The organism is Streptomyces sp. NPDC002536 (genome assembly GCF_053594995.1).
Window position 1 is genome coordinate 1 of sequence record NZ_JBSFWU010000057.1, and the last position, 25,782, is coordinate 25,782.

The window sequence follows — 25,782 nt, forward strand, 5'->3', positions numbered from 1 at the left end:
GTCACCGGAGGTCTTGACGTTGTGCGTCTGCATGAACCCGCCGGCCAGGGCGTCCGCAGGGGCGGCCGGCAGCAGGGGCGGCCGGCCGGCGGGGCCCCGCAGGTGGTTGCTCGCGCAGTTCCCCGCGCCCCTTCGGGGCGCACCGGCCGGCGGGGCCCCGGCGGCTCGTAGACTCGTGTGTCGTGGATACGACCCTGCCGGACCCTCTCGTCGATCAGTTGCTCGACGGCCGCTACCGAGTCGAGGCGCGGATCGCCGTGGGCGGCATGGCCACCGTCTACCGGGCGCTGGACACCCGGCTCGACCGCGTGGTCGCCCTCAAGGTGATGCACCCCTCGCTGGCCGCCGACGCGGCCTTCGTGGACCGTTTCATCCGCGAGGCCAAGTCCGTGGCGCGCCTGGACCACCGCAACGTGGTCGGCGTCTTCGACCAGGGCACCGACGGCGGCTACGTCTTCCTGGCGATGGAGTACGTCGCCGGGTGCACGCTGCGCGACGTGCTGCGCGAGCGCGGGGCCCTGCAGCCGCGGGCCGCGCTGGACGTCGCCGAGTCCGTGCTGGCCGCGCTGGGCGCGGCCCACCTCGCGGGGCTGGTGCACCGCGACATGAAGCCCGAGAACGTGCTGATCGGCGACGACGGCCGGGTCAAGGTCGCGGACTTCGGCCTGGTCCGGGCCGTCGACACGCACACCAGCACGAGCACCGGCTCGGTGCTGGGCACGGTCTCGTACCTGGCCCCCGAGCAGATCGAGCACGGCACCGCCGACCCGCGCGCCGACGTCTACGCCTGCGGCGTGGTGCTCTACGAGATGCTCACGGGCGCCAAGCCGCACTCCGGCGGCACCCCCGCCCAGGTGCTCTACCAGCACCTGCACGAGGACGTGCCGCTCCCGTCCGAGGCGGTCCCCGGGCTCGCCCCCGAGCTGGACGGCCTGGTGGCCAAGGCCACCGCCCGCGACCCGCAGCTGCGCCCGGCCGACGCCGTGCGGCTGCTGGAGCTCACCCGCGCCGCCCGCGGGGCGCTGACGGACGCGCAGCTGGACGCGATGCCGCCGGAGGCCCGGCAGGGCCCGCTCCCGGCCGGCTCCGAGGACCGTACGAGCGTGATACCGCGGCAGCCCGCGGCGCAGCCGCTGCCGCCGCCCGCCGGGGAGGAGCTGCTCAACCGCACCACCCGGCTGGAGCGCCCGCCCGCTCCCCCGGCCCCGCCGGGCCCCGCGGCGCAGCACCGGCCGTCCGGTCCGCGCCGGCGCGTCAACCGGCTGGTCGTGGTGATCGGGCTGCTCGTCGTCCTGCTGGGCGGCGGGGCGGGTGTCTGGTACGTCAGCTCCGGCCAGTTCACCTCCGTACCGGCCGTTCTGGACATGACCCAGCCCAAGGCGCAGCAGGAGCTGGACAAGGCCGGGCTCGGGGTGCAGCTCCGGCAGGACTTCAGCGACACCGTCGAGCGCGGGCACGTCATCTCCACCGACCCGAAGCCGGGCGAGCAGATCCGCAACAACGGCAAGGTGACGGTCACCGTCTCGCGGGGCCCGCAGAAGGTGCAGGTCCCCAATGTCGTCGGCATGACGCTCGACGACGCGAAGAAGCAGCTCCAGGACAAGGGCCTGACGGTCGGCGACGTCTCGCAGCAGTTCAGCGACGAGACCCCGAAGGGCTCCGTGCTCGGCTCCGACCCGCGGCCGGGCCAGGAACTGCGGCCTGACTCGGCGGTGACGCTCGTCGTCAGCAAGGGCCGGCAGCTGAACGTGCCCGACGTGACGGGCATGACGGTCGCCGACGCGACGGCGGCGCTGCGCGACGCCGGGCTGCAGATCAAGGTCTCGGACACGCAGGTCTACTCGCCCAAGGACAAGGGCACGGTGGCCCAGCAGTCGCCGGGCAAGGGCGAGAAGGGCGCCGAGGGCGACACGGTCACGGTGACCCTCTCCAAGGGCAAGGAGATGATCACGGTCCCGGACGTCACCGGAAAGAACGAGGCCGACGCCAAGAAGGTGCTGACGGACGCGGGCTTCCAGGTGAAGGTGGACCGGCCGTTCTTCTTCCCGCAGGACTCGGTCGACTCCCAGTCGGTCCGCGGCGGCGACCAGGCGGCCCGGGGCGACACGATCATCATCCGTCTGAAGAGCGGTTTCTGAGGATTCTGAGCACGTTGAACAGCATGTCGAGCAGCGTCTTGAGCACAGTCACGCGCAATCCCGTCGGCGGGCACATCCCCGTCGCGGGCGGCCTCGCCAAGACCGGCCTGCCCTATGCCCGCGCGATGGGCGCCGAGGCCGTCCAGGTCTTCGTCGCCAACCCGCGCGGCTGGGCGACCCCGCCCGGAAACCCGCGCCAGGACGAGGAGTTCCGCGCCGGGTGCGAGGAGAGCGGGCTGCCCGTCTTCGTCCACGCCCCGTACCTGATCAACTTCGGCTCGCACAGCGCCGCGACGGTCGACAAGTCCGTGGAGTCGCTGCGGCACTCGCTGCGGCGCGGCCGGGAGATCGGCGCGCAGGGCGTCGTGGTGCACACCGGCTCCGCCACCGCCGGCCGGGCGCGCGCGGAGGCCCTGGCCCAGGTGCGCGAGCGGATGCTGCCGCTGCTGGACGAGCTCACGCACGACGACGACCCGTGGCTGCTGCTGGAGCCCACGGCCGGTCAAGGCGCCTCGCTCTGCTCGCTGGTGGAGGACCTCGGCCCGTACGCCGAGGCGCTGGACCGCCATCCCGGGCTGGGCGTCTGCCTGGACACCTGCCACGTCTTCGCGGCCGGGCACGACCTGGCCGCGCCGGGCGGCGTGAAGCAGGTGCTGGACGAACTCGTCGACGTCATGGGCGAGGGACGGCTGCGGCTGATCCACGCGAACGACTCGAAGGCGGGCGCGGGGTCGCACCTGGACCGGCACGAGAACATCGGGGCCGGGCGGATCGGGGCCGAGGCCTTCGGGGAGCTGTTCGCGCACCCGGCGACGGAGGGCGTGCCCCTGACGATCGAGACGCCGGGCGGCCCGGAGGGGCACGCGGCCGACGTGGCGCGGCTGAAGGAACTGCGCGCGGCACGGCCGCAGTAGGGCCCTCGGACAGGGCCTCGGACACCCCCTACAGCTCGGGGCCCTCGCCGGGCTCCTCCTGGTAGGAGTACCGCTGTTCCCGCCACGGGTCGCCCACGTTGTGGTAGCCCCGCTCCTCCCAGAAACCCCGGCGGTCGGCCGTCATGTACTCGACGCCGCGGACCCATTTGGGCCCCTTCCACGCGTACAGGTGCGGCACGACGAGGCGCACCGGAAAGCCGTGCTCCGCGGTGAGGAGTTCACCGTCCTTGTGCGTGGCGAAGATCGTCTGCTCGGCCGTGAAGTCCGACAGCCGCAGGTTCGAGCTGTAGCCGTACTCCGCCCACACCATCACATGGGTGACCTCCGGCGCGGGCGGGGCCAGTTCGAGCACCGTGCGGGCCGACACGCCGCCCCATTCGGCGCCCAGCATGCTGTATTTCGTGACGCAGTGCAGGTCCGCCACGACCGTCGTGTACGGGAGGGCGGTGAACTCCTCGTGCGTCCAGCAGTGCTTGTCGCCGTCGGCCGTCGCGCCGAAGACGCGGAACTCCCAGCGTTCCGGCCTGAACTTGGGGACCGGACCGTAGTGCGTCACCGGCCATCCGCGCTGGAGCCGCTGCCCCGGAGGGAGCTGGAGTTCCCCTTTGCGGCTTTCCGACTGACCCATGGGTCCATGGTGTCAGACCCCGGAGGGTGCTGATGACCACGGGACGGCCGTAGCCACCACCAAGGCGGACACATGGCCACAACTCCCACTAAGTGTGCACTTACTGGACGGCCAGGAGGGGCGGTGCAAGGATGCGCGCCATCTGCCCGTCAAGCGCTGGGAAGGAGCCTCTGCGATGCAGGGCGACCCCGAGGTCATCGAGTTCCTCAACGAACAGCTGACTGCCGAGCTGACCGCCATCAATCAGTACTTCCTGCACGCGAAGATGCAGGAGAACTTCGGCTGGACCAAGCTCGCCAAGTACACCCGCGCCGAGTCCTTCGACGAGATGAAGCACGCGGAGGTGCTGACCGACCGGATCCTGTTCCTGGAGGGGCTGCCCAACTATCAGAGGCTGTTCCACGTCCGGATCGGGCAGACGGTCACCGAGATGTTCCAGGCCGACCGGCAGGTGGAGGTCGAGGCCATCGACCGGCTCCGGCGGGGCGTCGAGATCATGCGGGCCAAGGGCGACATCACCTCGGCCAACATCTTCGAGTCGATCCTGGAGGACGAGGAGCACCACATCGACTACCTCGACACACAGCTGGAACTGGTGGAGAAGCTGGGCGAGGCGCTCTATATCGCGCAGGTCATCGAGCAGCCCGACAGCTGAGGGAACCGCGCCTCGCAGGACCGCGCTGCCGGCGCAGCACTCAGGCCGCGGGCACCAGCGAGACCTCGGCGCCCAGTACGTCCGGCTCGCCACGGTCGGCGAGCTCACGGCGCGGGCATGCGCCGCGGCCGAGCAGGGACTGGATGCGGCGCACGCAGCTGCCGCAGTCGGTGCCCGCCTTGCAGGCCGAGGCGATCTGCCGGGGGGTGCACGCCCCCTGGTCCGCGTGCTCGCGCACCTGCTGCTCCGTGATGCCGAAGCACGAGCAGACGTACACGCGGGTCACCGCCTCACCGGATTGATCAATAAGGTAACCCTTACCTTACCCGGCCCGGCAGGGGCGCACAACGCGATGGGGCGCGGATCACAGGATCCGCGCCCCATCGTTCACCCGGTGCCGGTGCTCACTGGTCCCGGTACATCTCCGCCACCAGGAACGCCAGGTCCAGCGACTGGCTACGGTTCAGCCGCGGGTCGCAGGCCGTCTCGTAGCGCTGGTGCAGGTCGTCGACGAAGATCTCGTCGCCGCCGCCCACGCACTCGGTGACATCGTCACCGGTGAGCTCCACGTGGATGCCGCCCGGGTGGGTGCCCAGGCCCTTGTGGACCTCGAAGAAGCCCTTGACCTCGTCCAGCACGTCGTCGAAGCGGCGGGTCTTGTGGCCCGAGGCCGCCTCGAAGGTGTTGCCGTGCATCGGGTCGCTGATCCAGGCCACCACGGCACCGGACGCGGTGACCTTCTCGACCAGCTCGGGGAGCTTCTCGCGGATCTTGCCCGCACCCATCCGGGTGATGAAGGTCAGCCGGCCGGGCTCGCGCTCCGGGTCCAGCCGGTCGATCAGGGTCAGCGCCTCGTCGACCGTGGTGGTCGGGCCGAGCTTCACCCCGATCGGGTTGCGGATCTTCGACGCGAACTCGATGTGCGCGCCGTCCAGCTGCCGGGTGCGCTCGCCGATCCAGACCATGTGGCCCGAGACGTCGTAGAGGTGCCCGGTGCGCGAGTCGACACGGGTCAGCGCGGACTCGTAGTCGAGGACGAGCGCCTCGTGGGACGCGTAGAACTCGACGGCCTTCAGCGCCTCCGGGTCCACGCCGCAGGCGTTCATGAAGTTCATCGCCCGGTCGATCTCCCGGGCCAGCTGCTCGTAGCGCTGGCCGGAGGGCGAGGACTTCACGAAGTCCTGGTTCCAGGCGTGCACCTGGCGCAGGTCCGCGTAGCCGCCGGTGGTGAAGGCGCGCACCAGGTTCAGCGTGGAGGCCGAGGCCTGGTACATGCGCTTCAGCCGCTGCGGGTCCGGCGTACGGGCCTCGGGCGTGAAGGCGAAGCCGTTGACGGAGTCGCCGCGGTAGGTCGGCAGGGTCACGCCGTCGCGGGTCTCGGTCGGCTTCGAGCGCGGCTTGCTGTACTGGCCGGCGATCCGGCCGACCTTGACGACGGGCACCGACCCGGCGTAGGTGAGCACCGCGCCCATCTGGAGCAGGGTCTTGAGCTTGTTGCGGATCTGGTCGGCGCCGACGGCGTCGAAGGCCTCCGCACAGTCACCGCCCTGGAGCAGGAACGCCTCGCCGCGCGCGACGGCTCCCAGACGCTGACGCAGCTGGTCGCACTCGCCAGCGAAGACGAGGGGCGGATAGGACTCGAGCTCGGCGATCACATCGCGCAGAGCCTCTTGGTCCGGCCAGTCGGGCTGCTGCGCCGCGGTCAGGGAGCGCCAGGTGTTGCCACCGGCGTGGATTTCAGCGTTCACGGTCACGGACTCAACACTACGGGGTCGCCGGGCCGGTTCCGGGGCCGGACCGGAGTATGAGACGAATCGTGAGACGAGGCTCCGGATAATCCCACGACAGATGCGGGAGCCGTCGGGTAACCTGCCCCGCATGTACGTGCTCGACACCGTGAACCAGTACTGGTGGTGGACCGCTCCTCCGGCGGCCCACTGATCGCGCGTACACCGATCGCATCGCCAAGGCCGCCCCGAGGGGCGGCCTTCCGCGTCCGCGGGGCGTATCCGGCAGGCCGTTCCTCCCCCACCAGGAAGGAACACCCCCATGAGCGACCCCTTGCCCGGCACCACTGCCGCCCTGCTCGCACGGCTGACCGCCCCCGGCTGCCCGCCCTTCGCCCTGCTGCACCGCCGCACCCCGGGCCATCCCGAGAGCCTGGTCGAACTGCTCCTCGGCCCGGTCTCCGAGGCCGGGCGGCTGGCGGACGTCCCGCTCCCGTCCGGCCCGCCCGCCGGCGGCGCGCCGGTGCACGACGCGCTGGCCCTCGTCCCCTTCCGGCAGATCCGCGAGCGCGGCTTCGACGTCCGTGACGACGGCACCCCGCTGCTGGTGCTGTGCCCGGAGGAGGCCTACGACCTGCCGCTCGACGCCGTCCTCGGTGCCCTGCCCGCCCACGAGGTCCGGGTCGAGGGCGGCGCCTTCGACGTGGACGACGACGCGTACGCGCGCATCGTCGAGCGTGTGATCGAGGACGAGATCGGCACCGGCGAGGGCGCCAACTTCGTGATCCGGCGCACGTTCGAGGGCACCGTTCTCGGCCGGGGGTCCGGGGGTTGTCCCCCGGGAGAGGACAGTCACGGCTTCGGCCCCGCCGACGCCCTGGCTCTCTTCCGGCGGCTGCTGTCCGGCGAGCGCGGCGCCTACTGGACGTACGTCGTCCACACCGGCGAGCGCACGCTGGTGGGCGCCAGCCCGGAGGTGCACGTGCGGATGTCCGGCGGGACGGTCGTGATGAATCCCATCAGCGGCACGTACCGCTATCCGGCCGGCGGCGCCTCGGAGGACGGGCTGCTGGCCTTCCTGCACGACCGCAAGGAGGTGGAGGAGCTGTCCATGGTCGTGGACGAGGAGCTGAAGATGATGTGCACCGTCGGCGACATGGGCGGCGTCGTCGTCGGCCCGCGGCTGCGGGAGATGGCCCACCTCGCACACACCGAGTACGAACTGCGCGGGCGCTCCTCGCTGGACGTGCGCGAGGTGCTGCGGGAGACGATGTTCGCGGCGACCGTCACCGGCTCGCCCGTGCAGAACGCCTGCCGCGTCATCGAGCGGTACGAGCCCCACGGCCGCGGCTACTACGCGGGGGCGCTCGCGCTGATCGGCCGCGACGCGGGCGGTGCGCAGACCCTCGACTCCCCGATCCTCATCCGCACCGCGGACATCGACCGGCGCGGCCGGCTGCGGGTGGGGGTCGGCGCCACGCTCGTGCGCCGCTCCGATCCGCGCGGCGAGGTCGCCGAGACCCACGCCAAGGCGGCCGGCGTGCTGGCCGCCCTGGGCGTGCGCCGCGGCCCCGTACGCCCGTCGGCCACCCCGCCCGTACGGCTCGGGGACGACCCGCGGGTACGGGCGGCGCTGGACGCGCGCCGCGCGGACCTGGCCCCGTTCTGGCTGCGGATGCAGACGCCCGGGTCCACCGGAGCGCTGACCGGACACGCTCTGGTCGTCGACGGCGAGGACACCTTCACGGCGATGCTCGCCCATCTCCTGCGCACCTCGGGGCTGACGGTGACGGTGCGGCGCTACGACGAGCCCGAACTGCCGGCCGCCGCGCTGGCCCACGAGGGCCCCGTGGTGCTGGGCCCCGGGCCCGGCAACCCCTCGGACGCGGCCGACCCGAAGATGCGCCTGCTCCGCGGGCTCGCGGCGGACCTGCTGCGCGAGCACCGGTACGGGCTGCTGGGCGTGTGCCTGGGGCACGAACTGATCGCGGCGGAGCTGGGGTTGGAGATCGTGCGGAAGGAGGTCCCGTACCAGGGGGCGCAGGAACGGATCGACTTCTTCGGGCGGGAGGAGACGGTCGGGTTCTACAACACGTTCACCGCGCGCGGCACGGGACTCGACGGGGCCGAGCTCAGCCTGGACGCGGCCACCGGCGACGTCCACGCCCTGCGGGGGCCCGGCTTCGCAGGCATGCAGTTCCACCCGGAGTCGGTGCTGACGCTGAACGGCGCCGCGATCGTCACGGAGCTGCTGGCCTCCGTGCTGGTCTGACCGCGTCCGCCCACCCGCCCGTTCCGAGCGACGGGCGGGTGGGCGGGGAGGGCCCCGGCCTCAGCCGAAGAACACCCGCGCTTCGTCGTACAGCTCGGGTGGCACCGTCTTCAATCGCGCCGTCGCGTCAGCGAGCGGCACACGGACCACGTCCGTACCCCGCAGGGCGACCATCTGCCCGAACGCGCCGTCCTCGACGGCGTCGATCGCGTGCAGCCCGAACCGCGTCGCCAGCCACCGGTCGAACGCGCTCGGCGTGCCGCCCCGCTGGACGTGGCCCAGCACCGTGGTCCGTGCCTCCTTCCCCGTGCGGGTCTCGATCTGCTTGGCCAGCCACTCCCCCACTCCGGACAGCCGGACGTGCCCGAAGGAGTCGTGCGCCGGGGCGTCCTTGAGCACCAGGTCGCCGTCGCGCGGCATGGCCCCCTCCGCCACCACCACGATCGGCGCGTAGCTCGCGCGGAAGCGCGAGGTGACCCACTCGCAGACCTCGTCGACGTCGAACCGCTGCTCGGGGACGAGGATGACGTTGGCGCCGCCCGCCAGGCCGGAGTGCAGCGCGATCCAGCCCGCGTGCCGGCCCATGACCTCGACGACGAGGACGCGCATGTGGGACTCGGCCGTGGTGTGCAGCCGGTCGATGGCCTCGGTGGCGATGTTGACGGCGGTGTCGAAGCCGAAGGTGTAGTCGGTGGCGGAGAGGTCGTTGTCGATGGTCTTGGGCACCCCGACGCAGGGGATGCCGTGTTCCTCCGAGAGCCGGCGGGCCACGCCCAGGGTGTCCTCGCCGCCGATCACGATGAGGGCGTCCACCTCGTGCTTGGCCAGGTTCTCCTTGATGCGGCGGACCCCGTCCGGCTCCCGGAAGGGGTTGGTCCGCGAGGAGCCGAGCACGGTGCCGCCGCGCGGCAGGATGCCCCGCACCGCGGGGATGTCGAGGCGCGTGACCGCTCCGGTGAGCGGTCCGCGCCAGCCGTCCCTGAAGCCGGTGAAGTCGTAGTGGTAGCGCTGGACGCCCTTGCGGACGACGGCGCGGATGACCGCGTTGAGCCCGGGGCAGTCCCCGCCGCCGGTCAGTACTCCGACCCGCATGACACACCTTCCCTTCGCCGAGTGCCGGGTGACGCCCGGCCGCAGGCGGCGTCAGGCGTCGTCGAGACCTCGCTCTATCGCGTAGCGGACGAGCTCCACGCGGTTGTGCAGCTGGAGCTTGCCCAAGGTGTTCTGAACATGGTTCTGCACCGTGCGGTGGGAAATAACCAGCCGCTCGGCGATCTGCTTGTACGAGAGCCCCTTGGCGACGAGGCGCAGGACCTCGGTCTCGCGGTCGGTGAGGCTCGGGACCGCGGGCTCGTCGGGCGCGGCGGGGGCGGGGCCGGCGGCCAGCCTGCGGTACTCGCCGAGCACCAGGCCGGCCAGGCCCGGGGTGAAGACCGCGTCGCCCGTGGCCGTGCGGCGCACGGCGTCGAGCAGCTCCTCGGTGCTGGCGGACTTCAGCAGATAGCCGGTGGCCCCGGACTTCACGGCCTCCAGGACGTCGGCGTGCTCGCCGCTGGCGGAGAGGACGAGGACCCGCAGGGCGGGGTTCTCGCCGACGAGCTCCTTGCAGACGGCCACCCCGGGCAGGCCCGGCAGGTTGAGGTCGAGGACGAGGACGTCGGGCGCCGCGGCCTTCGCCCGGCGCACCGCCTGCGGGCCGTCGCCCGCGGTGGCGACGATCTCGTACCCGGCGGCCGCCAGGTCGCGCGCGACCGCGTCGCGCCACATGGGGTGGTCGTCGACCACCATGACCTTCACCGCAGGTGCCGTACTCATCCTGTGACTCCACTCCCCCGTGAGCTCCGCGGAACTCTCAGCTCGACCTCGGTGCCCTGGCCGGGCACGGACTCCACCACGGCGCTGCCGCCCAGGTCCCGCAGCCGGCCGCGGATGGAGAGGGCGACGCCCATGCGCCCCTCCCGCTCCGCGTCCGCCAGGCGCCCCTCGGCGATGCCCGGGCCGTCGTCCCGCACGGTGACGACCAATTCGTCCGGTTCGTCCTCCAGCAGGATCCAGGCCCGTGCCTCCGGGCCCGCGTGCTTGGCGACATTGTCCAGGGCGGCACCGACAGCGGCCGCCAGCTCCGCCGCCGCGGCCGCCTCCAGCAGCACGGGCGTGCCGGGCGCCGCGACGGAGACGGCGGACCCCGCGTACGGGGCCAGCAGCGCCCGCAGGTCGCAGGGGCCGGCCGGGGCCTCGGGAACGGTCCCGGCGAGCTCGGCGTCGTCGGCCAGCTGCTCGGCCGAGCGCTGCGGCGGCAGCAGGCCGCCGGCCACCAGGGTGCGCAGGGCGATCTCCTGCTCGCCGGCCATCCGGCCCAGCTCCGCGGCCTCGCCGCCGAGGGCGGCGCCGCGGCGCTGCACCATGGCCAGCACCTGCAGCACGCTGTCGTGGATGTCCCGGGCCAGCCGCTCGCGTTCGCGGGTGGCCGCCTCGATCCGCAGGGCGCGGGCGAGGGTGCGCTCACTGGCGCGGGCGACCTCGACGATGTAGCCGACGGCGATGCTGGAGATCCACACCAGCAGCACGTTGTGGACGGTGTCGCGGGCGAAGTAGCCGCGCTCGACGAGGTTGGCGGCGGCCACCAGCGTGGAGCCGACGGCGGCCCAGCGCCAGCCGCCCTTGATGGCCAGGCCCAGCACCGCGCCGCCCGCCCAGACGCTCGGCAGGGTGGCCGCGCCGCTGTCGATCCGGGCCGGGGAGTCGACGACGGCGGTGAGCAGGATGCCGGTGAGGGCGACGCCCAGGTCGGCGATCAGGAAGGACCGGGTGCAGCGCTCGGGTGCGGTGACCTTGTTCCAGGTCAGCAGCATCCAGAGGGTGAGCGCCGCCATGTAGGCGGCGGCGCCGAGCGGGTGCGCGTAGTGGCGGTGGCCCAGCCAGAAGAGGGCGAGGGCGTAGCCGAGGGTCAGGATGCGGTAGCCGGTGACCGCCCGCCACAGCGGGAGCTCGACGGACATCCGCACCGTGCGCGGACGCCCGGTGCGCTGCGCCATTCCCCGCCCCCGCCCCCGCTGTCCGTGCTACTCGTCCGTCTTCTCCAGGCCGGCGGCCTTGGCCGCCTTCTCCTCCTCGGCCTTGCGCTTCGCCTCGTCCGCGATCTGCCGCTTGGCGGCGGTCGCGTAGATGTCGACGTACTCCTGGCCGGAGAGCTTCATGATCTCGTACATGACCTCGTCGGTCACCGAGCGGAGGATGAAGCGGTCGCCGTCCATGCCGTGGTAGCGGCTGAAGTCCAGCGGCTTGCCGATCCGGATGCCGGGCCGCATCAGCTTCGGCACGACCTTGCCGGGCGGCTGGATCTTCTCCGTGTCGATCATCGCGACCGGGAGCACCGGGGCCCCGGTGGCCAGCGCGACCCGGGCGAGGCCGCCCGGCTTGCCGCGGTAGAGGCGGCCGTCCGGGGAGCGGGTGCCCTCCGGGTAGATGCCGAAGAGCTCACCGCGCTCCAGCACCTCGATGCCGCTCTTGATCGCGGCCTCACCGGCGCCGCGGGCGCCCGAGCGGTCGACCGGGAGCTGGCCGACGCCCTTGAAGAAGGCCGCCGTCAGCTTTCCCTTGACTCCGGGAGAGGTGAAGTACTCCTGTTTCGCGATGAACGTGATCTTGCGGTCGAGGACCGCGGGCAGGAAGAAGGAGTCCGAGAAGGACAGGTGGTTGCTCGCCAGGATCGCGGGCCCCTCGGCCGGTACGTTCTCCAGCCCCTCCACCCACGGCCGGAAGGCAAGCTTCAGCGACCCGCCGATGGACAGCTTCATTGCGCCGTAGAACAACCGAGAACCTCCTGTGTGTGACGAGGAGACCTTAACCTGCCTACCCGCCGTGCGACGCTCCGCGTACGCTGAGGACCGACCCCTTTCCCGCGGCATCCCTGCCGCCTGCGATCGGAGAATCCGGTGCTGCTCCTCCCCGGAGCCGAGCCCTTCCGCCATGACGGCGGAGAGGTCGGCGTCCTTGTGTGTCACGGCTTCACCGGCTCCCCGCAGTCCGTCCGCCCCTGGGCCGATTATCTCGCCGAACGGGGTCTGAGTGTCGCCCTTCCGCTGCTGCCGGGCCACGGCACCCGCTGGCAGGACATGCAGATCACGGGCTGGCAGGACTGGTACGCGGAGGTGGACCGCGAGCTGTGGCGGCTGCGCGAGCGCTGCGCGCAGGTCTTCGTCTTCGGCCTGTCCATGGGCGGCGCGCTGGCGCTGCGGCTGGCCGCCCAGCACGGGGACGCGGTCTCGGGCGTCTGCGTGGTCAACCCGGCGAACAAGGTGCACGGCCTGGCGGCCAAGGCCCTGCCGGTGGTGCGGCACCTGGTGCGGACGACCAAGGGCATCGCGAGCGACATCGCCAAGGACGGCGCCACGGAGACCGGCTACGACCGGGTGCCGCTGCACGCCGCGCACTCCTTCCGCCGCTTCCTGCAGCGCCTGGACTCCGAACTGCCGCAGGTCACCCAGCCGTTGCTGCTGATGCACAGCCCCGCGGACCACGTGGTGCCGCCCGCCGACTCGGCGCGCATCCTCTCCCGGGTCTCCTCCCGCGACGTCACCGAGCGGCTGCTGGAGCGCAGCTACCACGTGGCCACGCTGGACCACGACGCCGAGACGATCTTCGACGAGTCGTACGCGTTCATCGGCCGGCTCACCGGCGCCGCCGCCGGGGAGGGGGCGGCCGGCCGTGGCTGAGCGTGACGCGGACCGCGACCGCGACCGCGACGAGAGCCGCGACCCGCTGGCCGAGGAGGCGGCGTGGCAGCAGCTCGTCGCCGCCTACGGCGAACAGCCCGACCCGGAGAAGGGCCTCTGGCCCGCCACGGGCGGCGAGGACGCCCCCGCGGAGGAGGCGGCGCCGAAGCCGGAGCCGGAACGGCCCGAGCGGCCGGAGCAGCCGGGGAGCTTCATCGTCTACGCGCCCGGAGTCGGCCCGCGCGACTGGACGACGCCGTCCGCCCCGGCGCCCGCCGAGCAGGAGGAAGAGGGCCACTTCGTCCCGCCGGAGCCACCGCCGCTGCCGACCGGCGACGTGACGTCGCGGTTCGCGTGGATCGCCGTGCTGGGCGGCCCGCTGCTGCTGCTCGTGATGGTGCTGCTGCGGCAGGAGTTGACGTGGTGGATCACCACGCTGGGGGTGGGAGGCTTCCTGGGCGGCTTCGCGACGCTGGTGCTGCGCATGCGCGACAGCGACGGGGACGATGACGACGACCCGGGGCGGGGTGCGGTGGTCTGAGCCCCGTAAGGGGCGCGGGGAACTGCGCGACAAGCCACGACGCACCCGCAGTCGAGGTTCTCGGGGCTTCGCCCCGGACCCCTGGGGTGGTGCGTCGGCTGCAGGCCGTCGGTGGCCGATCGCGCAGTTCCCCGCGCCCCTTCGGGGCGCGAAGGGGCGCCGGAGACGCCCTAGGCGACCGGCACCCGTACCGCCGCCAGTACCGGCAAATGGTCCGTCGCAGCGCGCAAGTCCCGCTCCGCCACACCCCGCAACCCCATCGGGACCCCGCACCCCAGCACCTCCACGCCCGCGGTGGCGAACACCGCGTCGATCCGCTGAAGAGGGTCGCCGAGCCGCGTCGTGTGCTCCCGCCCCCACGGAGCGGTGGCCCAGCCGTCCTGCAGGACGGCCGCCAGCCGGCCGAAGGTCCTGCCGTCGGGGCGGTCGTTCAGATCGCCCGCCGCGACGGCGTACGGCACGTCCAGCGCGCCCAACTGCTCCAGCAGCAGGCCCCCTTGGGTGTACCGCTCGCGCTCGTTGATGCTCAGGTGACAGCTGAGCACGCCGAGCCGCGCCTGCCCGAAGCGCAGCACCGCGGTGGCGAAGCCCCGCTGGTGCAGGCCGGGGGTGCGCGGCAGGAGCACGTCCTCCGTGCGCTCGACGTGGGCGCGCAGCGAGGACAGGATCATCGGCCCCGAGGCGGTGGCGCCCCCGGTGACGTACACCAGGCCGGACTCGTGGGCGAGCCGGGCCGCCGCCTTGCGCCAGCGGAAGAAGCGCGGGGCCTCCTGGATGCAGACGACGTCGGCGGCGCAGGCCCGGACGACCCGGACCAGTGCCGCCACGTCGTCGCGCATCGAGCGGATGTTGTAGCTCAGCACGCGGACGACCGACGCGTCCGGGGCGGACGTCGGGGCCGGCAGATCCGCGAGCATGGCGCCTCCGCTGGGTGGGGTGGACTCAGCCCTGCCGGGCCAGGTCGGCGGCGCCGACGAGACCTGCCTTGCCGCCGAGCTGGGCGGCGAGCACCTGGGCGTGCGGGCGCCACTGCCCGCCCACCAGCCAGCGGCGGAAGGACTTGCGGATCGGGTCGAGGACGAGGTCGCCCTCGTCCGAGAGCCCGCCGCCGACGATGAACGCCGAGGGGTCGAAGAGCGAGGCCAGGTCGGCGAGTCCGGAGCCGACCCAGCGGGCCAGCTCGCGGAAGGAGTCGACGGCCACCGGGTCGCCCTGCCGGGCGGCCAGGCTGATGTGCTTGCCCTCGATCCCCTCGGGGGTGCCGTCGCCCAGGCCGAGGAGGAACTCCGCGTTGCCCGGGGTGGCCTGGGCGCGCTGCCTGGCGTAGCGGACGAGGGCGCGGCCGGAGGCGTACTGCTCCCAGCAGCCCTGGCTGCCGCAGCCGCACAGCAGACCGTCCGGGACGACCCGGATGTGGCCGAATTCGGCTGCCACGCCGAAGCGGCCGCGGCGCAGCTTGTTGCCGATGATGATGCCGCCGCCGAGGCCGGTGCCCAGCGTGATGCAGATGACGTCGTCGTGGCCCTGGCCCGCGCCGAAGCGGTACTCGCCCCAGGCGGCGGCGTTGGCGTCGTTCTCGACGACGACCGGGAGGCCGACGCGCTGCTCGACCTTGTCCTTGAGCGCCTCGTGGCGCCAGTTGATGTTCGGGGCGAAGAGCACCGTGGCGCGCTTGTCGTCCACGTAGCCCGCGGCGCCGATGCCGACGGCCTCGACCTCGAAGCCCTCGCTGACGGTGCGCACCGCATCGGCGATGGCGTCGATGACGCCTTCGGGGGTCGGGGGGGTCGGCACCTTGCACGTGGCGAGGATCGTGCCCTCTTCGTCGACCACGCCGGCCGCGATCTTCGTGCCGCCGATGTCGACGCCGATGGTGAGTCCCATGTGTCCCTCAGTCAGTAGCTCTAACCCCGCCGCGACCAACCGTACCGGAGCGCTCGTCAGTCCAGATCGATGCGTTCGCTTCCGCCCCCGGCGGCCCCGTCCGGGCCCTCCCCGGGCGGCCGGGAGGACGGTTCGTCGCGGGTCCAGCGGCGCTCGTGGCCGGCGACGGCGGCGCGGTAGGCGGCCAGCAGCTCGGAGCCGGCGGCGGCCAGGTGGTCGAAGACCTCGGGGTTGCGCTCGACGACGGGCTCGACGGCCGCCCGCGCGGCCTCGACGACGTGCTGCACGGCGGGCAGCCGGATCTCGGAGACCTTGTCGGCGACGGCGTCCACCAGCTTGCGCAGCTCCTCGGCCGCGCTGCCGGGCTGTTCGCCGCGCTCCGCCCGGCGCCGGGCCCTCTCTGCGGCGAGGTCCTCCGCGCAGGCCCGCTCCCAGGCGTCGGGGTCGGGCGCCTCGCCGGGGCGCTGGGTGGCATCGCTCATGTCGGAACTCCTGCGGCCGGTATTTCCTCCGACGTTACCCGAACGGGGTAGCGCCGTTACGAGGTCCTGGGCCAGAGGTCCGGGTCGGGTATGAAGCGCACGCACAGCGCCCCGTCCTGCAGCCCCGCCCCCGCGACGCTGCACCGGCGCAGCGCGGAGGGCAGCGGCAGCACCCGCCGGAACGCCCCGACGGCGACGACGAGTTCGTCCCCGCGCCGCACCAGCCCGAGCGCGTCGCGCTCCGCGCCGGGCAGGGGGAGCCGCCAGACGAGCATGCCGTCGTCCTTCAGCCGGTCCTCGACGAGCCAGGGGTCGGGGCGCCGCTCCCCGGCGGGGCCGGCCGTGCCGAGGCCGTGGCGGAACCCGGTGTCGGCGCACAGGGCCAGTTCCGTCAGGTCCTCCGTGCCCCGCGGGCTGCGCCCCAGGTGGGGCAGTTCCCAGACGGGCACGGCGTCGGCCGTGACGTCCTCCCGCAGCGCCTTGCCCGCAAGGCGCTGCTCGGCGGCGAGGCCCGCCAGCCAGGGGTCGGCGGAGTCGTCCGGCAGCAGGCGGTTGAGGATCAGGGCGTCGACGCGGCAGCCCTGGAGGGCGAGGCCGGCGCGGGCCGCGCGCAGGGTCTCGACGGCAGCCGGCAGCGGCTCGGCGACGAGGCGGACGGTCGTGGCGGCGGACTCGAACACGGCCTGGACGGCGGCGAGTTCCCGCTGCCACCGCTCGGCCGTCTCGTACAGCCGGGCGGCCGGCATCGGCACCCCGGCGAGCTGGGCCAGCATGGGGCGCAGGGCGCGGGCCGCCTGGCGTTCGGGCGGCAGCAGGCGGCGCAGGTAGCGCCGCAGCTGCTCGGGCAGGGCGAGCAGCCGCACGGTCTCGTGCACGGGCGGCATGTCGGCGACGACGAGGTCCCAGCGGCCGTCGGCGTGGGCGGCGCGCAGGGCGGCGAGGACGGCGAGCGGCTCGGCGCCGGGGACCTCGGTGAGTTCGTCGGCGTCCAGCGGGGCGGCGCCCAGCAGGTCGAAGAGGGAGGCGCCGCGGTCCTGGAGGTCGCGGGCGACGGCGCGGAAGTGCCCGTCGGTGGCGACGCGGGCGGCCCACATCCCGGGGACCGCCTCGACGGGCGGCGTCCAGGGGCCGCCGGCCCCGCCGTCCGCGGGCAGCGTCCTGCCGAGCACCGCGTCGGGGGCGGGGCCCCGGTCGCAGCTGAGGAACAGCACGCGCCGCCCCTGCCTGGCCGCGGCGAGCGCGGCGGCCGCGGCCGCGGTGGTGCGGCCCCCGCCGCCGGGACCGGTGACGAGGACCGTGCGCAAGAAGAGCCTCCGGGTGCGTGGTTCAGGGGGGCGGGGATCCGCCCGCGGCGGAGCCGCGTCAGACGGCGCCGCTCTCGACGCGCTTCTTCAGACCGTCCAGCGCGCGGTCGATGATGACCTTCTCCGCCTTGCGCTTGATCATCCCCAGCATCGGGATCTTGACGTCGACGGTGAGCTCGTAGGTCACCTCGGTGGCCGTGCCGCCGGCGACCGGCTTCAGGCTGTACGAGCCGTCGAGCTGGCGCAGCATCTGGGACTTGACCAGCGACCACTTGACCACGTCCGCCGAGGGCCAGCTGTAGGCCAGCACATGGTCGTCCTTGATCGCGCCCGCGTCCAGGACCAGGCGCAGCTGCGAGGCGCGGCCCTGCTCGTCCTTCTCCAGCACCTCGGCCAGCTTGACCTCGCCGGTCCAGTCCGGGTAGCGGTCGAAGTCGGAGATCACCGCCATGACCCGGTCCGGGGCCGCTTCGATCGTGATGCTCGACTTGGTGTTCTCCGCCATCTGCCTGGCTCCTCCGTACCGGTCCGCCGCCTCGAAATGTCTGCCGCTGAAGGCTACATCCCGCGCCGCGTCACCATTCCAGCACCCAGGGTGTTCCGGTCGAGGCGAAGTGCCCGACATTGACGCACTCGGTCGCGCCTATGCGCATCCGGCGTGCCAGCGGCTGGTGAACATGGCCGAAAAGGGCATACCGGGGGCGCACGGCGCGGATCGTCTCCAGCAGGGCCGCACTGCCGCGCTCGAAGCGGCGGGCCACGGTGTCGTAGCAGAGCTCGGGCACGTCGGGCGGGATGTGCGAGCAGAGCACGTCGACGTCGCCGAGGGCGGCGAGCTTGGCCGCGTAGGTCTCGTCGTCGATCTCGTAGGGGGTGCGCATGGGCGACTGCAGTCCGCCGCCGACGAAGCCGAAGACCAGGCCGCCGATCTCGACGCGCTCGCCGTCGAGGACCCGGGTGCCCGGGCGGGCGTACTCGGGCCACAGGCGGGGGATGTCGACGTTGCCGAAGGTGGCGTAGGTCGGCTCGGGGAAGGCGGCGAAGAGCTCCGCGTACTGCTTGCGCACCGCGGTCTCGATCGCGGCGTCGCGGTCCATCCCGTCCCACAGCCGCCGGCCCAGCTCCCGGGCCTCCGCGAAGCGGCGCTGGGTGCGCAGCTCGACGATCCGGTCGGCGTTCTCGACCCCGAAGAGGTCGGGGAAGATGCCGCGCGAGTGATCGGCGTAATCGAGGAAGAGGACGAGGTCGCCCAGGCAGAGCAGGGCGTCGGCACCCTCGCCGGCCCGGGCCAGGCCCTCGGCGTTGCCGTGCACATCGCTGACCACATGGACTCGCATGGCGATCACCCTAAATCCGCGAGGCCCGTCCCGGAAGGGCCCCGACCTGCGGTTACTTCCCGGTCACCCAGCGGAGGAGCTAGGGTTTTGCCCGCAGTCCCGTGGCATGTGACGCAGAGAACATCTGAGCACGACCCCCTATTCGAAAGCTGTACTGGTGGGTAACGTCCGGGCAGTCCACTACCCCCCATCTGCCTGATCATGGACCGCAGCCGACGACGCGCCCCTCGACGACGCGGCGGCGCCGGCGCCCGACGAGGAGCAGCAGTCTTGCGCGAGTTCAGCCTTCCGGCCCTGTACGAGGTCCCCGCGGACGGCAACCTGACGGATCTCATCCGCCGGAACGCCGCGCAGCACCCTGACGTCGCCGTCATAGGGCGCAAGGTCGACGGGCGCTGGGAGGACGTGACGGCCGCCGCGTTCCTCGCGGAGGTCCGCGCGACGGCCAAGGGTCTGATGGCCTCGGGCGTGCGGCCGGGCGACCGGGTCGGCCTGCTCTCGCGCACCCGCTACGAGTGGGCGCTGCTGGACTTCGCCATCTGGAGCGCGGGCGCCGTCACGGTGCCGGTCTACGAGACCAGCTCGCCGGAGCAGATCCAGTGGATCCTCGGCGACTCCGGTGCGGTCGCCTGCATCGTGGAGTCCCCGGCGCACGAGGCGGCCGTCGAGTCCGTGCGGGACCGGCTGCCGGATCTCGCCCACGTCTGGCAGATCGAGCACGACGGTGTCGAGCGGCTGCGCGCCGCCGGGCAGGGACTGACGGACGAGGAGGTGGACGAGCGCTCGGCGCTGGCCACCGCGGACTCCGTCGCGACCATCGTCTACACCTCGGGCACCACCGGCCGCCCCAAGGGCTGCGTGCTCTCCCACCGCAGCTTCTTCGCCGAGTGCGGCAACGCGGTGGAGCGGCTCAAGCCGCTGTTCACCGCGGACGACGCCTCCGTCCTCCTCTTCCTGCCCGCGGCCCACGTCTTCGGCCGCCTCGTCGAGATCGCCGCGGTCCTGGCCCCCATCAAGCTGGGCATGGTCGGCGACATCAAGAGCCTCACCGACGACCTGGCCGGCTTCCGGCCGACGCTGATGCTGGGCGTCCCCCGGGTCTTCGAGAAGGTCTACAACGGGGCCCGCGCCAAGGCCCAGGCGGACGGCAAGGGCAAGATCTTCGACAGGGCGGCGGAGACCGCGATCGCCTACAGCCGCGCCCTGGACACCCCGCAGGGCCCGTCCTTCGGCCTGCGGATCAAGCACAAGGTCTTCGACCGGCTCGTCTACGGCAAGCTGCGCGCGGTGCTGGGCGGCCGGGCCACCCACGCGATCTCCGGCGGCGCCCCGCTGGGCGAGCGCCTCGGCCACTTCTACCGCGGCATCGGCTTCACCGTCCTGGAGGGCTACGGGCTGACCGAGTCCTGCGCGGCGACCGCCTTCAACCCGTGGGACAAACCGCGGATCGGCACCGTCGGCCAGCCGCTGCCCGGCTCCGTGGTGCGCATCGCCGACGACGGCGAGGTGCTGCTGCACGGCGAGCACCTCTTCACCGGCTACTGGAACAACGAGTCGGCCACCGCGGACGCGCTCTCCGACGGCTGGTTCCACACCGGCGACCTGGGCACGCTCGACGAGGACGGGTACCTCACGATCACCGGCCGGAAGAAGGAGATCATCGTCACGGCGGGCGGCAAGAACGTCGCCCCGGCGGTGATCGAGGACCGCATCCGGGCGCACGCGCTGATCGCGGAGTGCATGGTCGTCGGCGACGGGCGGCCGTTCGTCGGCGCACTGATCACCCTGGACGAGGACTTCCTGCCGCGCTGGCTGTCCGGGCACGGCAGGCCGGCCGGGACGACACCGGCCGAACTGGCGGCGGACCCCGAGCTGCTGGCGGACGTGCAGAAGGCGGTGGACGACGGCAACGCGGCCGTCTCCAAGGCGGAGTCGGTGCGCAAGTTCCGCATCCTGCCGGGCCAGTTCACGGAGGCGTCCGGCCATGTGACGCCGTCGCTGAAGCTCAAGCGCAACGTCGTGGCGAAGGACTTCGCCGACGAGATCGAAGCCATCTACAACAGCTGAAACGCTTCGGTGAACGGGTAGCACGGGTAAGGGGCTCGCGCCATGGCGCGAGCCCCTTACCCGTTACAGCAGTGCCTTCAGACGCTCCGCCAGCAGGTCCCAGCGCCAGCGCTCCTCGACCCACTCGCGGCCGCGCTCGCCCATCCGCCGCCGCAGCGCGGGGTCCTGCAGCAGCGTCACGATGCGGTCCGCGGACTCCTCCGCGGAACCGCCCCGCACGACGTAGCCCGTCTCGCCGTCGAGCACGGCGTCCGGCGCACCGCCCGAGTCCCCCGCCACCACCGGCAGGCCCGTCGCGGACGCCTCCAGGTAGACGATGCCGAGCCCCTCCACGTCCAGCCCGCCGCGGCGCGTGCGGCACGGCATCGCGAAGACGTCACCGGCCCCGTAGTGGGCGGGCAGTTCCTCCCACGGGACGGGCCCGGTGAACCGCACCGCGTGCGCAACGCCCGTCTCCCCGGCCAGCTTCCGCAGCTCCTTCTCGTACGGCCCGCCGCCCACGATCAGCAGCACCGCGTCCGGGACGGCCGCCAGGATCCGCGGCATGGCCAGGATCAGGGTGTCCTGCCCCTTGCGCGGGACGAGCCGGGAGACGCACACGACGACGGGCCGGTCCGCGAGGCCGAGCCGGGCCCGGATCTCGTCGCCGCCGGAGGCCGGGTGGAAGGTCTTCTCGTCCACGCCGGGCGGCAGTTGCACCATGCGCGCCGCCGCCTCCTCCGTCAGTGCGGAGGCGATGCGCGAGCGCGTGTACTCGCCCAGATAGGTGATCGTGTCGGTGCCCTCCCCGATCCTGCGCAGCAGCTGCCGGGCCGCGGGCAGTTGGGCCCAGCCGGCCTCGTGCCCGTGCGTGGTGGCGACCAGGGTGCGGGCACCGGCCCGGCGCAGCGCCGGCGCCATCAGGCCCAGCGGGGCCGCGGCCCCGAACCACACGGACGTGCAGCCGTGGGCCTTCAGCAGCGTGGCCGCGCGCCGGGTGACCCCGGGCGTCGGCAGCAGCATGGTCGTCCGGTCCCGGACCACGGTGAAGGGCTGCTCGGCGTCGAACCGGGCCGTGGCCTCGGCCCCTTCGCGCCCGTGCTTCCAGGTGGAGGCATAGACGACGATCGCCGAGGGGTCCAGGCGGAGCGCCATGTTGTGCAGGAACGCCTGGATACCACCGGGCCGCGGCGGGAAGTCGTTGGTGACGATGAGGGTCTTGTGCATCGCCGCCGACAGTACCGCGCGCGATCGGGCGTCAACCGCGCCACCATCCGCCACGTCATCGCGCGCGGGCAGTCCCGACCGGCATCATGCGTTGCAGTGACGATGCGTGTACCGAGAGCACGGCCGACGGATCCCGAGAGGACTGGTCAATGATGGTGGCGGGCAGTGGTCTGCGGCTCTCGATCGTGGTGTGGGCCGTCACCAGGGCCGTTCTGCTGTTGTGCGTGTTCCGGGTGTGGGTGCTGCCCGGCTCCGACGTCTCCGTCGACATCGACGTGATCTACCAGGGCTGGTACGGCGTCCTGCGCACCGGCATCTTCCCGTACGACGACGTCACCTGGCAGTACCCGCCCGCCGCCGCCCTGGCCGTCCTCGCACCGGGCCTGCTGCCGTTCCTCACCTACTCCCACGCCTTCTTCGTCCTGGCCTTCCTCGCCGACGCGGCGGTCTACGCGATGCTGCTGCGCGCGGTGCGCCGCAAGGGGCGCAACCCGATGGGGGTGTGGATCTGGGTCGCCGGGGTGCCGCTGCTGGGCCCGATCGTCTACGCCCGCTACGACGTGATGGTCACCGCCGTCGCCGTCGCGGCCCTGCTGACGGCCGGGCGCCGCACCCGGCTCTCGGGGGCGCTGGTCGGCTTCGGCGCCCTGCTGAAGGTCTGGCCGATGCTGCTGCTCACCGGGACGCCGCGCGGCCCGCGCACCCGCTCCGCGTGGAGCGCCGCCGTGGTCACCGCGATGCTGGTGACGATGTTCTTCGCGGCGGCGATGCCGGGGGCACTGGCCTTCCTGACGTTCCAGCGCGACCGGGGCACGGAGGTGGAGTCCCTCGGGTCGCTGGTCTTCCACCTCGGCCGGCACCTCGGCTGGCACGGCAAGGCGCGCCTCAACTACGGCTCGGTGGAGTTCCTCGGCCGCCACGTCCACGCGGTGAGCGCCCTGGCGCTGGGCCTGAGCGTGCTGGCCTTCGCCTGGCTGCTCCTGTGGCGCCTGCGGGCCCGCCGCTTCACGACGACGACGCTGTACGACGCGGCCTTCGCGTCGGTGCTGCTGTTCACCACGACGAGCCGGGTGATCAGCCCGCAGTACATGGTGTGGCTGGTCGGCCTGGCGGCGGTGTGCGTGGTGATGCGGACGCCACGGCAGGGACTGCCGGTGATGCTGGTGATGCTGGCCGCGCCGCTGACCCAGCTGGAGTTCCCGCTCTGGTTCTCGCACGTGGTGGCGAGCGACAAGCTGGGGGTCGCCACGCTGTCGCTGCGGAACGGGCTGCTGGTGGTGGCGACGTGGATCGCGTGCTCGCGCCTGTGGCGCGAGACGGTGCCCGCGCGGCGGGCGGTCACGGGGGAGCCGGACCCGCCCACGGAGCGGGAGTCGGCACTGGTGCCGGGGTGACCGGCACTCGGCATGTCACCGCCGGAACTGCCCCGCCACGTACTCCTTCCACCGTGCCGTGAACTCGCCCTGGTCGACCCCCAGGACCTTCTTCAGCACCTCCTTCGCCGGGCGCTTGCGGCCGAACGCCCGGTAGACGTCGACCAGTTTGGCCTCGTTCCACTTCTCCGCGATCATCCGGCACGCCAGCCAGCCCCCCTCGTAGGCCCGCGCCAGGCGCCCCGACTCCCCCGTGAAGCCGAAGTCCGCGTCCCCCGGAAGCTGCTGCGGGCCCCGTCCCGCGGCCACCGCGTCGGCGAGCTCGGGTGCCGCCTGGCGGGCCGTACGGCCCGTGCCCCGGTACGCGGCCCAGTCGGCGAAGCCCTCCGAGAGCCACAGCGGGGTCGAGGGGGACGTCGCCGCCCGCGTGGCGACGTGTGCCGTCTCGTGCGTGAGCACGATCCGCCGCCCGAACTCCCCGAGCACCCCGTACGCCTCGGGGTTGACCACGATCCGGTCGGCGGGGGCGGCGGCCGTGCCGCCCACCTCCCCGGTGGTGACCGCGGCGATGCCGCGGTAGTTGGCGGGCGGCGCCCCCAGCAGCGCCGCCATCCGGTCCAGCGAGGCCGGCATCTCGATCACGACCCGCCCCGCCCACGCGCCCCGCCAGGCGGTGTCCACGGCCGGCACGGCCCGGTCGGCCAGGTCCGCAAGGGCCTGGAGCCGGGCGCGGTCCTGTCCGACCCCGAGCACCAGGCTGTGCGCGCCCCGCACCGCGGTGACGTCCCCCTGCTCCCACAGCTGCCGCCCCGCCGAGTCCCCGGCGGCCACGTACCAGCGCCCGTCCCGCCCGGCGAGCGTCAGCCGCACGGGCACGACGACGGGCGCGGAGTCGTATCCGTCGAGCCGGTAGCGCAGTTCGGCCTCGGCCGCGATCCGGCGGCCCGGCCCGGGGGCGGGGGCGAAGCCGCCCGTGCGGACCAGGCGGTACTCCCAGGACGCCAGCGGCACGGCCGCGAGCCGGTCGAACACCCGCTGCCGCTCGGCCCGGTAGTCCCGCGCCTGCGGGTCCACGGCGGCCAGGTAGGCCTTCTCGTCGCGGTCCCGCACGGCGGCGGACCAGCGGTCCAGGACCCGCTGCACGGACCGGGTGTCGCCGTCCGTCCGCTCCGCCGTGTCGGGCGAGCCGCAGCCCGCCAGGCCCTGCAGGGTGAGCAGGCCTGCGGCCAGGGCGCACACCGCCCGCCGTCCGCTCCTCCGCCTGCCCGTCACGCCCGCATCGTACGAGCCGGACGGGCCCGGGCAGGGGTCAGGGCGCGCTCATGGCCGGGTGACGGAGGAAATCGGCATCATGTCGGCCCGGTCGTACCGCACCCGGGCGCCGGGGTAGGGAGCGTGCACGACCTGCCCGTTTCCCACGTACATCCCCACGTGGCTGGCGTCGTCCCGGTAGATCACCAGGTCCCCCGGACGGGCCTCGGCGAGCGACACGTGGCGGCCGGCGTTGCGCTGGGCCTGGGAGGTGCGCGGCAGGCCCACCCCGGCCCGCCCGTACGCCCACTGCATCAGCCCCGAGCAGTCGAAGGAGCCCGGCCCGGTCGCGCCCCAGGCGTAGGGCGTGCCGATCGCCTCGCGGACGGCCATGGCCGCGGCGGCGCCCCGGGAGGAGACCGCGCTGCCGGCGGACGGGCCGAGCAGCCCGCCGAGCGGGCCCGACGGGCGCTCCTGGCCGCGGGAGGAGCGGGTGTAGGCCGCGCGGTCGTGCTCGGGCAGCGCGTTGAGCAGCCGCCGGGCCTCGGAGAGCCTGCCCTCGACCTCGCGCTTGTGCTGCTCGACGGCCTTGCGGCTGTCCTCCAGCTCGGCCAGGGTGCGGGCGGCGTCCGCGCGTTCCTGGCGGAGCACGCGCTGGGCCTTCAGCAGGGTGTCCAGCTGCTCGGCCTGACGGCCGGTGAGGCGTTCGAGGGTGGCGGCGCGGTCGAGGTAGCCGTCGGGGTCGGAGGACAGCAGCAGTTCGACGGCCGGGTCCACGGCGCCGTGGCGGTACTGGGCGGCGGCGATCATGCCGAGGGCGCTGCGCATCCTGTTGACCTTCTCCTGGCCGCGGGCCACCCGGTCGGCGGCCTGCTCGACCCGCTGCCGCAGGGCGGCTGCGCGCTCCCCGGCGGCGTTGAACTTCTCGGTGGCCCGCTCGGCCTGTTCGTAGAGCCGGTCGAGCTGTGCCTTCACCGTCCCCGGGGCCTGGCCGTCGGTGGCGGGGTCCCCGGGCCGGGCGCTCGCCGGGGCCGTCGAGAAGGCGGCTGCGGCGGTGGCCATGGCGGCGGACAGGACGGTGACGCGGACGGTCCGCTGGAGACCGGAATGCGCAGCACGGCGATGGAACGCCACGGGCGGCCGCACTCCCTTCCTCTGAGGGCGGACCCTGCCGCCGGAAGGGCGGACGACTGCCGGGCACCGCGCGCCAGAGGGTAGCGGCGCGATCACCCGGGGTTCAAAGACCCGGGCGGGCGGGAAAACCGGC

At 73.2% G+C, this 25,782-nt stretch carries 24 protein-coding genes; 8 read left to right on the top strand and 16 right to left on the bottom strand.

Going from position 1 to position 25,782, the window contains the following annotated elements:
• Positions 1-182: 182 nt before the first annotated feature.
• Both pknB and ACWD4B_RS21130 read left to right on the top strand, forming a co-directional pair.
• Positions 183-2,138, top strand: a complete 1,956-nt coding sequence (gene pknB / locus ACWD4B_RS21125) for a Stk1 family PASTA domain-containing Ser/Thr kinase (RefSeq protein ID WP_451422177.1) — start codon at positions 183-185, stop codon at positions 2,136-2,138.
• A gap of 23 nt (positions 2,139-2,161) precedes the next feature.
• Positions 2,162-3,052: a deoxyribonuclease IV gene (locus tag ACWD4B_RS21130; RefSeq protein ID WP_451422178.1), complete on the top strand. Its 891-nt coding sequence runs from the start codon at positions 2,162-2,164 to the stop codon at positions 3,050-3,052.
• Positions 3,053-3,080: 28 nt separating this feature from the next.
• Here ACWD4B_RS21130 and ACWD4B_RS21135 read toward each other — a convergent pair whose 3' ends face one another.
• Positions 3,081-3,701: a sulfite oxidase-like oxidoreductase gene (locus ACWD4B_RS21135; RefSeq protein ID WP_451422179.1), complete on the bottom strand. Its 621-nt coding sequence runs from the start codon at positions 3,699-3,701 to the stop codon at positions 3,081-3,083.
• Positions 3,702-3,876: 175 nt separating this feature from the next.
• Here ACWD4B_RS21135 and bfr point away from each other — a divergent pair, with 175 nt between their 5' ends.
• The gene (gene bfr / locus ACWD4B_RS21140) at positions 3,877-4,356 is read left to right on the top strand and encodes a bacterioferritin (RefSeq protein ID WP_336412589.1); all 480 of its coding nucleotides are present in this window, start codon (positions 3,877-3,879) and stop codon (positions 4,354-4,356) included.
• A 40-nt stretch (positions 4,357-4,396) separates the two neighbouring features.
• Here bfr and ACWD4B_RS21145 read toward each other — a convergent pair whose 3' ends face one another.
• Both ACWD4B_RS21145 and ACWD4B_RS21150 read right to left on the bottom strand, forming a co-directional pair.
• Entirely contained in the window at positions 4,397-4,642 is a 246-nt protein-coding gene (locus ACWD4B_RS21145; protein WP_336412590.1) for a (2Fe-2S)-binding protein, read from the bottom strand.
• 118 nt (positions 4,643-4,760) lie between these two features.
• A complete protein-coding gene (locus ACWD4B_RS21150; protein WP_336412591.1) occupies positions 4,761-6,110 on the bottom strand; it encodes a class II 3-deoxy-7-phosphoheptulonate synthase in 1,350 nt (449 codons plus the stop codon).
• Between the two features lie 295 nt (positions 6,111-6,405).
• Between ACWD4B_RS21150 and ACWD4B_RS21155 the strand changes: the two genes are divergently transcribed.
• Positions 6,406-8,355: an anthranilate synthase family protein gene (locus tag ACWD4B_RS21155; protein WP_451422180.1), complete on the top strand. Its 1,950-nt coding sequence runs from the start codon at positions 6,406-6,408 to the stop codon at positions 8,353-8,355.
• Positions 8,356-8,415: 60 nt separating this feature from the next.
• Here the strand turns inward: ACWD4B_RS21155 and ACWD4B_RS21160 are convergent, their stop codons facing one another.
• From ACWD4B_RS21160 to ACWD4B_RS21175, 4 genes are read right to left on the bottom strand one after another with little or no spacing between them, the layout of a single operon-like run.
• Complete coding sequence (locus ACWD4B_RS21160) at positions 8,416-9,447, bottom strand: 6-phosphofructokinase (protein WP_451422181.1); 1,032 nt, start codon at positions 9,445-9,447, stop codon at positions 8,416-8,418.
• A gap of 51 nt (positions 9,448-9,498) precedes the next feature.
• On the bottom strand, positions 9,499-10,170 hold the full coding sequence (locus ACWD4B_RS21165; RefSeq protein WP_451422182.1) for a response regulator: 672 nt from the start codon (positions 10,168-10,170) through the stop codon (positions 9,499-9,501).
• Entirely contained in the window at positions 10,167-11,390 is a 1,224-nt protein-coding gene (gene macS, locus ACWD4B_RS21170; RefSeq protein WP_451422183.1) for a MacS family sensor histidine kinase, read from the bottom strand. Before macS ends, ACWD4B_RS21165 begins: the two co-directional genes overlap by 4 nt.
• Before the next feature lie 27 nt (positions 11,391-11,417).
• Positions 11,418-12,167 carry a lysophospholipid acyltransferase family protein gene (locus ACWD4B_RS21175; protein WP_390777632.1) on the bottom strand — a complete coding sequence of 250 codons (750 nt, stop codon included), beginning with the start codon at positions 12,165-12,167 and terminating at the stop codon, positions 11,418-11,420.
• A 123-nt stretch (positions 12,168-12,290) separates the two neighbouring features.
• Between ACWD4B_RS21175 and ACWD4B_RS21180 the strand changes: the two genes are divergently transcribed.
• Positions 12,291-13,070 (top strand): alpha/beta hydrolase, encoded by a 780-nt coding sequence (locus ACWD4B_RS21180; protein ID WP_451422184.1) that lies wholly within the window; start codon positions 12,291-12,293, stop codon positions 13,068-13,070.
• A complete protein-coding gene (locus ACWD4B_RS21185) occupies positions 13,063-13,611 on the top strand; it encodes a hypothetical protein (protein ID WP_451422185.1) in 549 nt (182 codons plus the stop codon). The genes ACWD4B_RS21180 and ACWD4B_RS21185 overlap by 8 nt, the downstream gene beginning before the upstream one ends.
• A gap of 170 nt (positions 13,612-13,781) precedes the next feature.
• Here ACWD4B_RS21185 and ACWD4B_RS21190 read toward each other — a convergent pair whose 3' ends face one another.
• The 6 genes from ACWD4B_RS21190 to ACWD4B_RS21215 form a co-directional block, all read right to left on the bottom strand.
• Entirely contained in the window at positions 13,782-14,528 is a 747-nt protein-coding gene (locus tag ACWD4B_RS21190) for an endonuclease/exonuclease/phosphatase family protein (protein ID WP_451422186.1), read from the bottom strand.
• A 25-nt stretch (positions 14,529-14,553) separates the two neighbouring features.
• Entirely contained in the window at positions 14,554-15,495 is a 942-nt protein-coding gene (locus ACWD4B_RS21195) for an ROK family glucokinase (RefSeq protein ID WP_390777636.1), read from the bottom strand.
• 56 nt (positions 15,496-15,551) lie between these two features.
• Positions 15,552-15,977, bottom strand: a complete 426-nt coding sequence (locus tag ACWD4B_RS21200) for a DUF5304 family protein (RefSeq protein WP_336412599.1) — start codon at positions 15,975-15,977, stop codon at positions 15,552-15,554.
• 56 nt (positions 15,978-16,033) lie between these two features.
• Positions 16,034-17,281, bottom strand: a complete 1,248-nt coding sequence (locus ACWD4B_RS21205; RefSeq protein WP_451422187.1) for an ArsA family ATPase — start codon at positions 17,279-17,281, stop codon at positions 16,034-16,036.
• A 58-nt stretch (positions 17,282-17,339) separates the two neighbouring features.
• A complete protein-coding gene (locus ACWD4B_RS21210; protein ID WP_336412601.1) occupies positions 17,340-17,786 on the bottom strand; it encodes an SRPBCC family protein in 447 nt (148 codons plus the stop codon).
• A 70-nt stretch (positions 17,787-17,856) separates the two neighbouring features.
• The gene (locus tag ACWD4B_RS21215; RefSeq protein ID WP_451422188.1) at positions 17,857-18,618 is read right to left on the bottom strand and encodes a metallophosphoesterase family protein; all 762 of its coding nucleotides are present in this window, start codon (positions 18,616-18,618) and stop codon (positions 17,857-17,859) included.
• Positions 18,619-18,888: 270 nt separating this feature from the next.
• Here ACWD4B_RS21215 and ACWD4B_RS21220 point away from each other — a divergent pair, with 270 nt between their 5' ends.
• Complete coding sequence (locus ACWD4B_RS21220) at positions 18,889-20,685, top strand: AMP-dependent synthetase/ligase (protein WP_451422189.1); 1,797 nt, start codon at positions 18,889-18,891, stop codon at positions 20,683-20,685.
• 63 nt (positions 20,686-20,748) lie between these two features.
• Here the strand turns inward: ACWD4B_RS21220 and ACWD4B_RS21225 are convergent, their stop codons facing one another.
• A complete protein-coding gene (locus ACWD4B_RS21225) occupies positions 20,749-21,891 on the bottom strand; it encodes a glycosyltransferase family 4 protein (RefSeq protein ID WP_451422190.1) in 1,143 nt (380 codons plus the stop codon).
• 152 nt (positions 21,892-22,043) lie between these two features.
• Between ACWD4B_RS21225 and ACWD4B_RS21230 the strand changes: the two genes are divergently transcribed.
• A complete protein-coding gene (locus ACWD4B_RS21230; protein WP_451422206.1) occupies positions 22,044-23,285 on the top strand; it encodes a glycosyltransferase 87 family protein in 1,242 nt (413 codons plus the stop codon).
• 15 nt (positions 23,286-23,300) lie between these two features.
• Here the strand turns inward: ACWD4B_RS21230 and ACWD4B_RS21235 are convergent, their stop codons facing one another.
• Both ACWD4B_RS21235 and ACWD4B_RS21240 read right to left on the bottom strand, forming a co-directional pair.
• Complete coding sequence (locus tag ACWD4B_RS21235; RefSeq protein ID WP_451422191.1) at positions 23,301-24,536, bottom strand: hypothetical protein; 1,236 nt, start codon at positions 24,534-24,536, stop codon at positions 23,301-23,303.
• Between the two features lie 48 nt (positions 24,537-24,584).
• Positions 24,585-25,649 (bottom strand): NlpC/P60 family protein, encoded by a 1,065-nt coding sequence (locus ACWD4B_RS21240; RefSeq protein WP_451422192.1) that lies wholly within the window; start codon positions 25,647-25,649, stop codon positions 24,585-24,587.
• Positions 25,650-25,782: the final 133 nt, after the last annotated feature.

Bases quoted from the DNA above. Each gene is read 5' to 3' on its own strand.
- ACWD4B_RS21130 (WP_451422178.1), top strand. From the start codon at position 2,162: ATGTCGAGCAGCGTCTTGAGCACAGTCACGCGCAATCCCGTCGGCGGG.
- ACWD4B_RS21135 (WP_451422179.1), bottom strand. From the start codon at position 3,701: ATGGGTCAGTCGGAAAGCCGCAAAGGGGAACTCCAGCTCCCTCCGGGG.
- bfr (WP_336412589.1), top strand. From the start codon at position 3,877: ATGCAGGGCGACCCCGAGGTCATCGAGTTCCTCAACGAACAGCTGACT.
- ACWD4B_RS21155 (WP_451422180.1), top strand. From the start codon at position 6,406: ATGAGCGACCCCTTGCCCGGCACCACTGCCGCCCTGCTCGCACGGCTG.
- ACWD4B_RS21160 (WP_451422181.1), bottom strand. From the start codon at position 9,447: ATGCGGGTCGGAGTACTGACCGGCGGCGGGGACTGCCCCGGGCTCAAC.
- ACWD4B_RS21165 (WP_451422182.1), bottom strand. From the start codon at position 10,170: ATGAGTACGGCACCTGCGGTGAAGGTCATGGTGGTCGACGACCACCCC.
- macS (WP_451422183.1), bottom strand. From the start codon at position 11,390: ATGGCGCAGCGCACCGGGCGTCCGCGCACGGTGCGGATGTCCGTCGAG.
- ACWD4B_RS21190 (WP_451422186.1), bottom strand. From the start codon at position 14,528: ATGCTCGCGGATCTGCCGGCCCCGACGTCCGCCCCGGACGCGTCGGTC.
- ACWD4B_RS21195 (WP_390777636.1), bottom strand. From the start codon at position 15,495: ATGGGACTCACCATCGGCGTCGACATCGGCGGCACGAAGATCGCGGCC.
- ACWD4B_RS21200 (WP_336412599.1), bottom strand. From the start codon at position 15,977: ATGAGCGATGCCACCCAGCGCCCCGGCGAGGCGCCCGACCCCGACGCC.
- ACWD4B_RS21210 (WP_336412601.1), bottom strand. From the start codon at position 17,786: ATGGCGGAGAACACCAAGTCGAGCATCACGATCGAAGCGGCCCCGGAC.
- ACWD4B_RS21215 (WP_451422188.1), bottom strand. From the start codon at position 18,618: ATGCGAGTCCATGTGGTCAGCGATGTGCACGGCAACGCCGAGGGCCTG.
- ACWD4B_RS21225 (WP_451422190.1), bottom strand. From the start codon at position 21,891: ATGCACAAGACCCTCATCGTCACCAACGACTTCCCGCCGCGGCCCGGT.
- ACWD4B_RS21230 (WP_451422206.1), top strand. From the start codon at position 22,044: ATGGTGGCGGGCAGTGGTCTGCGGCTCTCGATCGTGGTGTGGGCCGTC.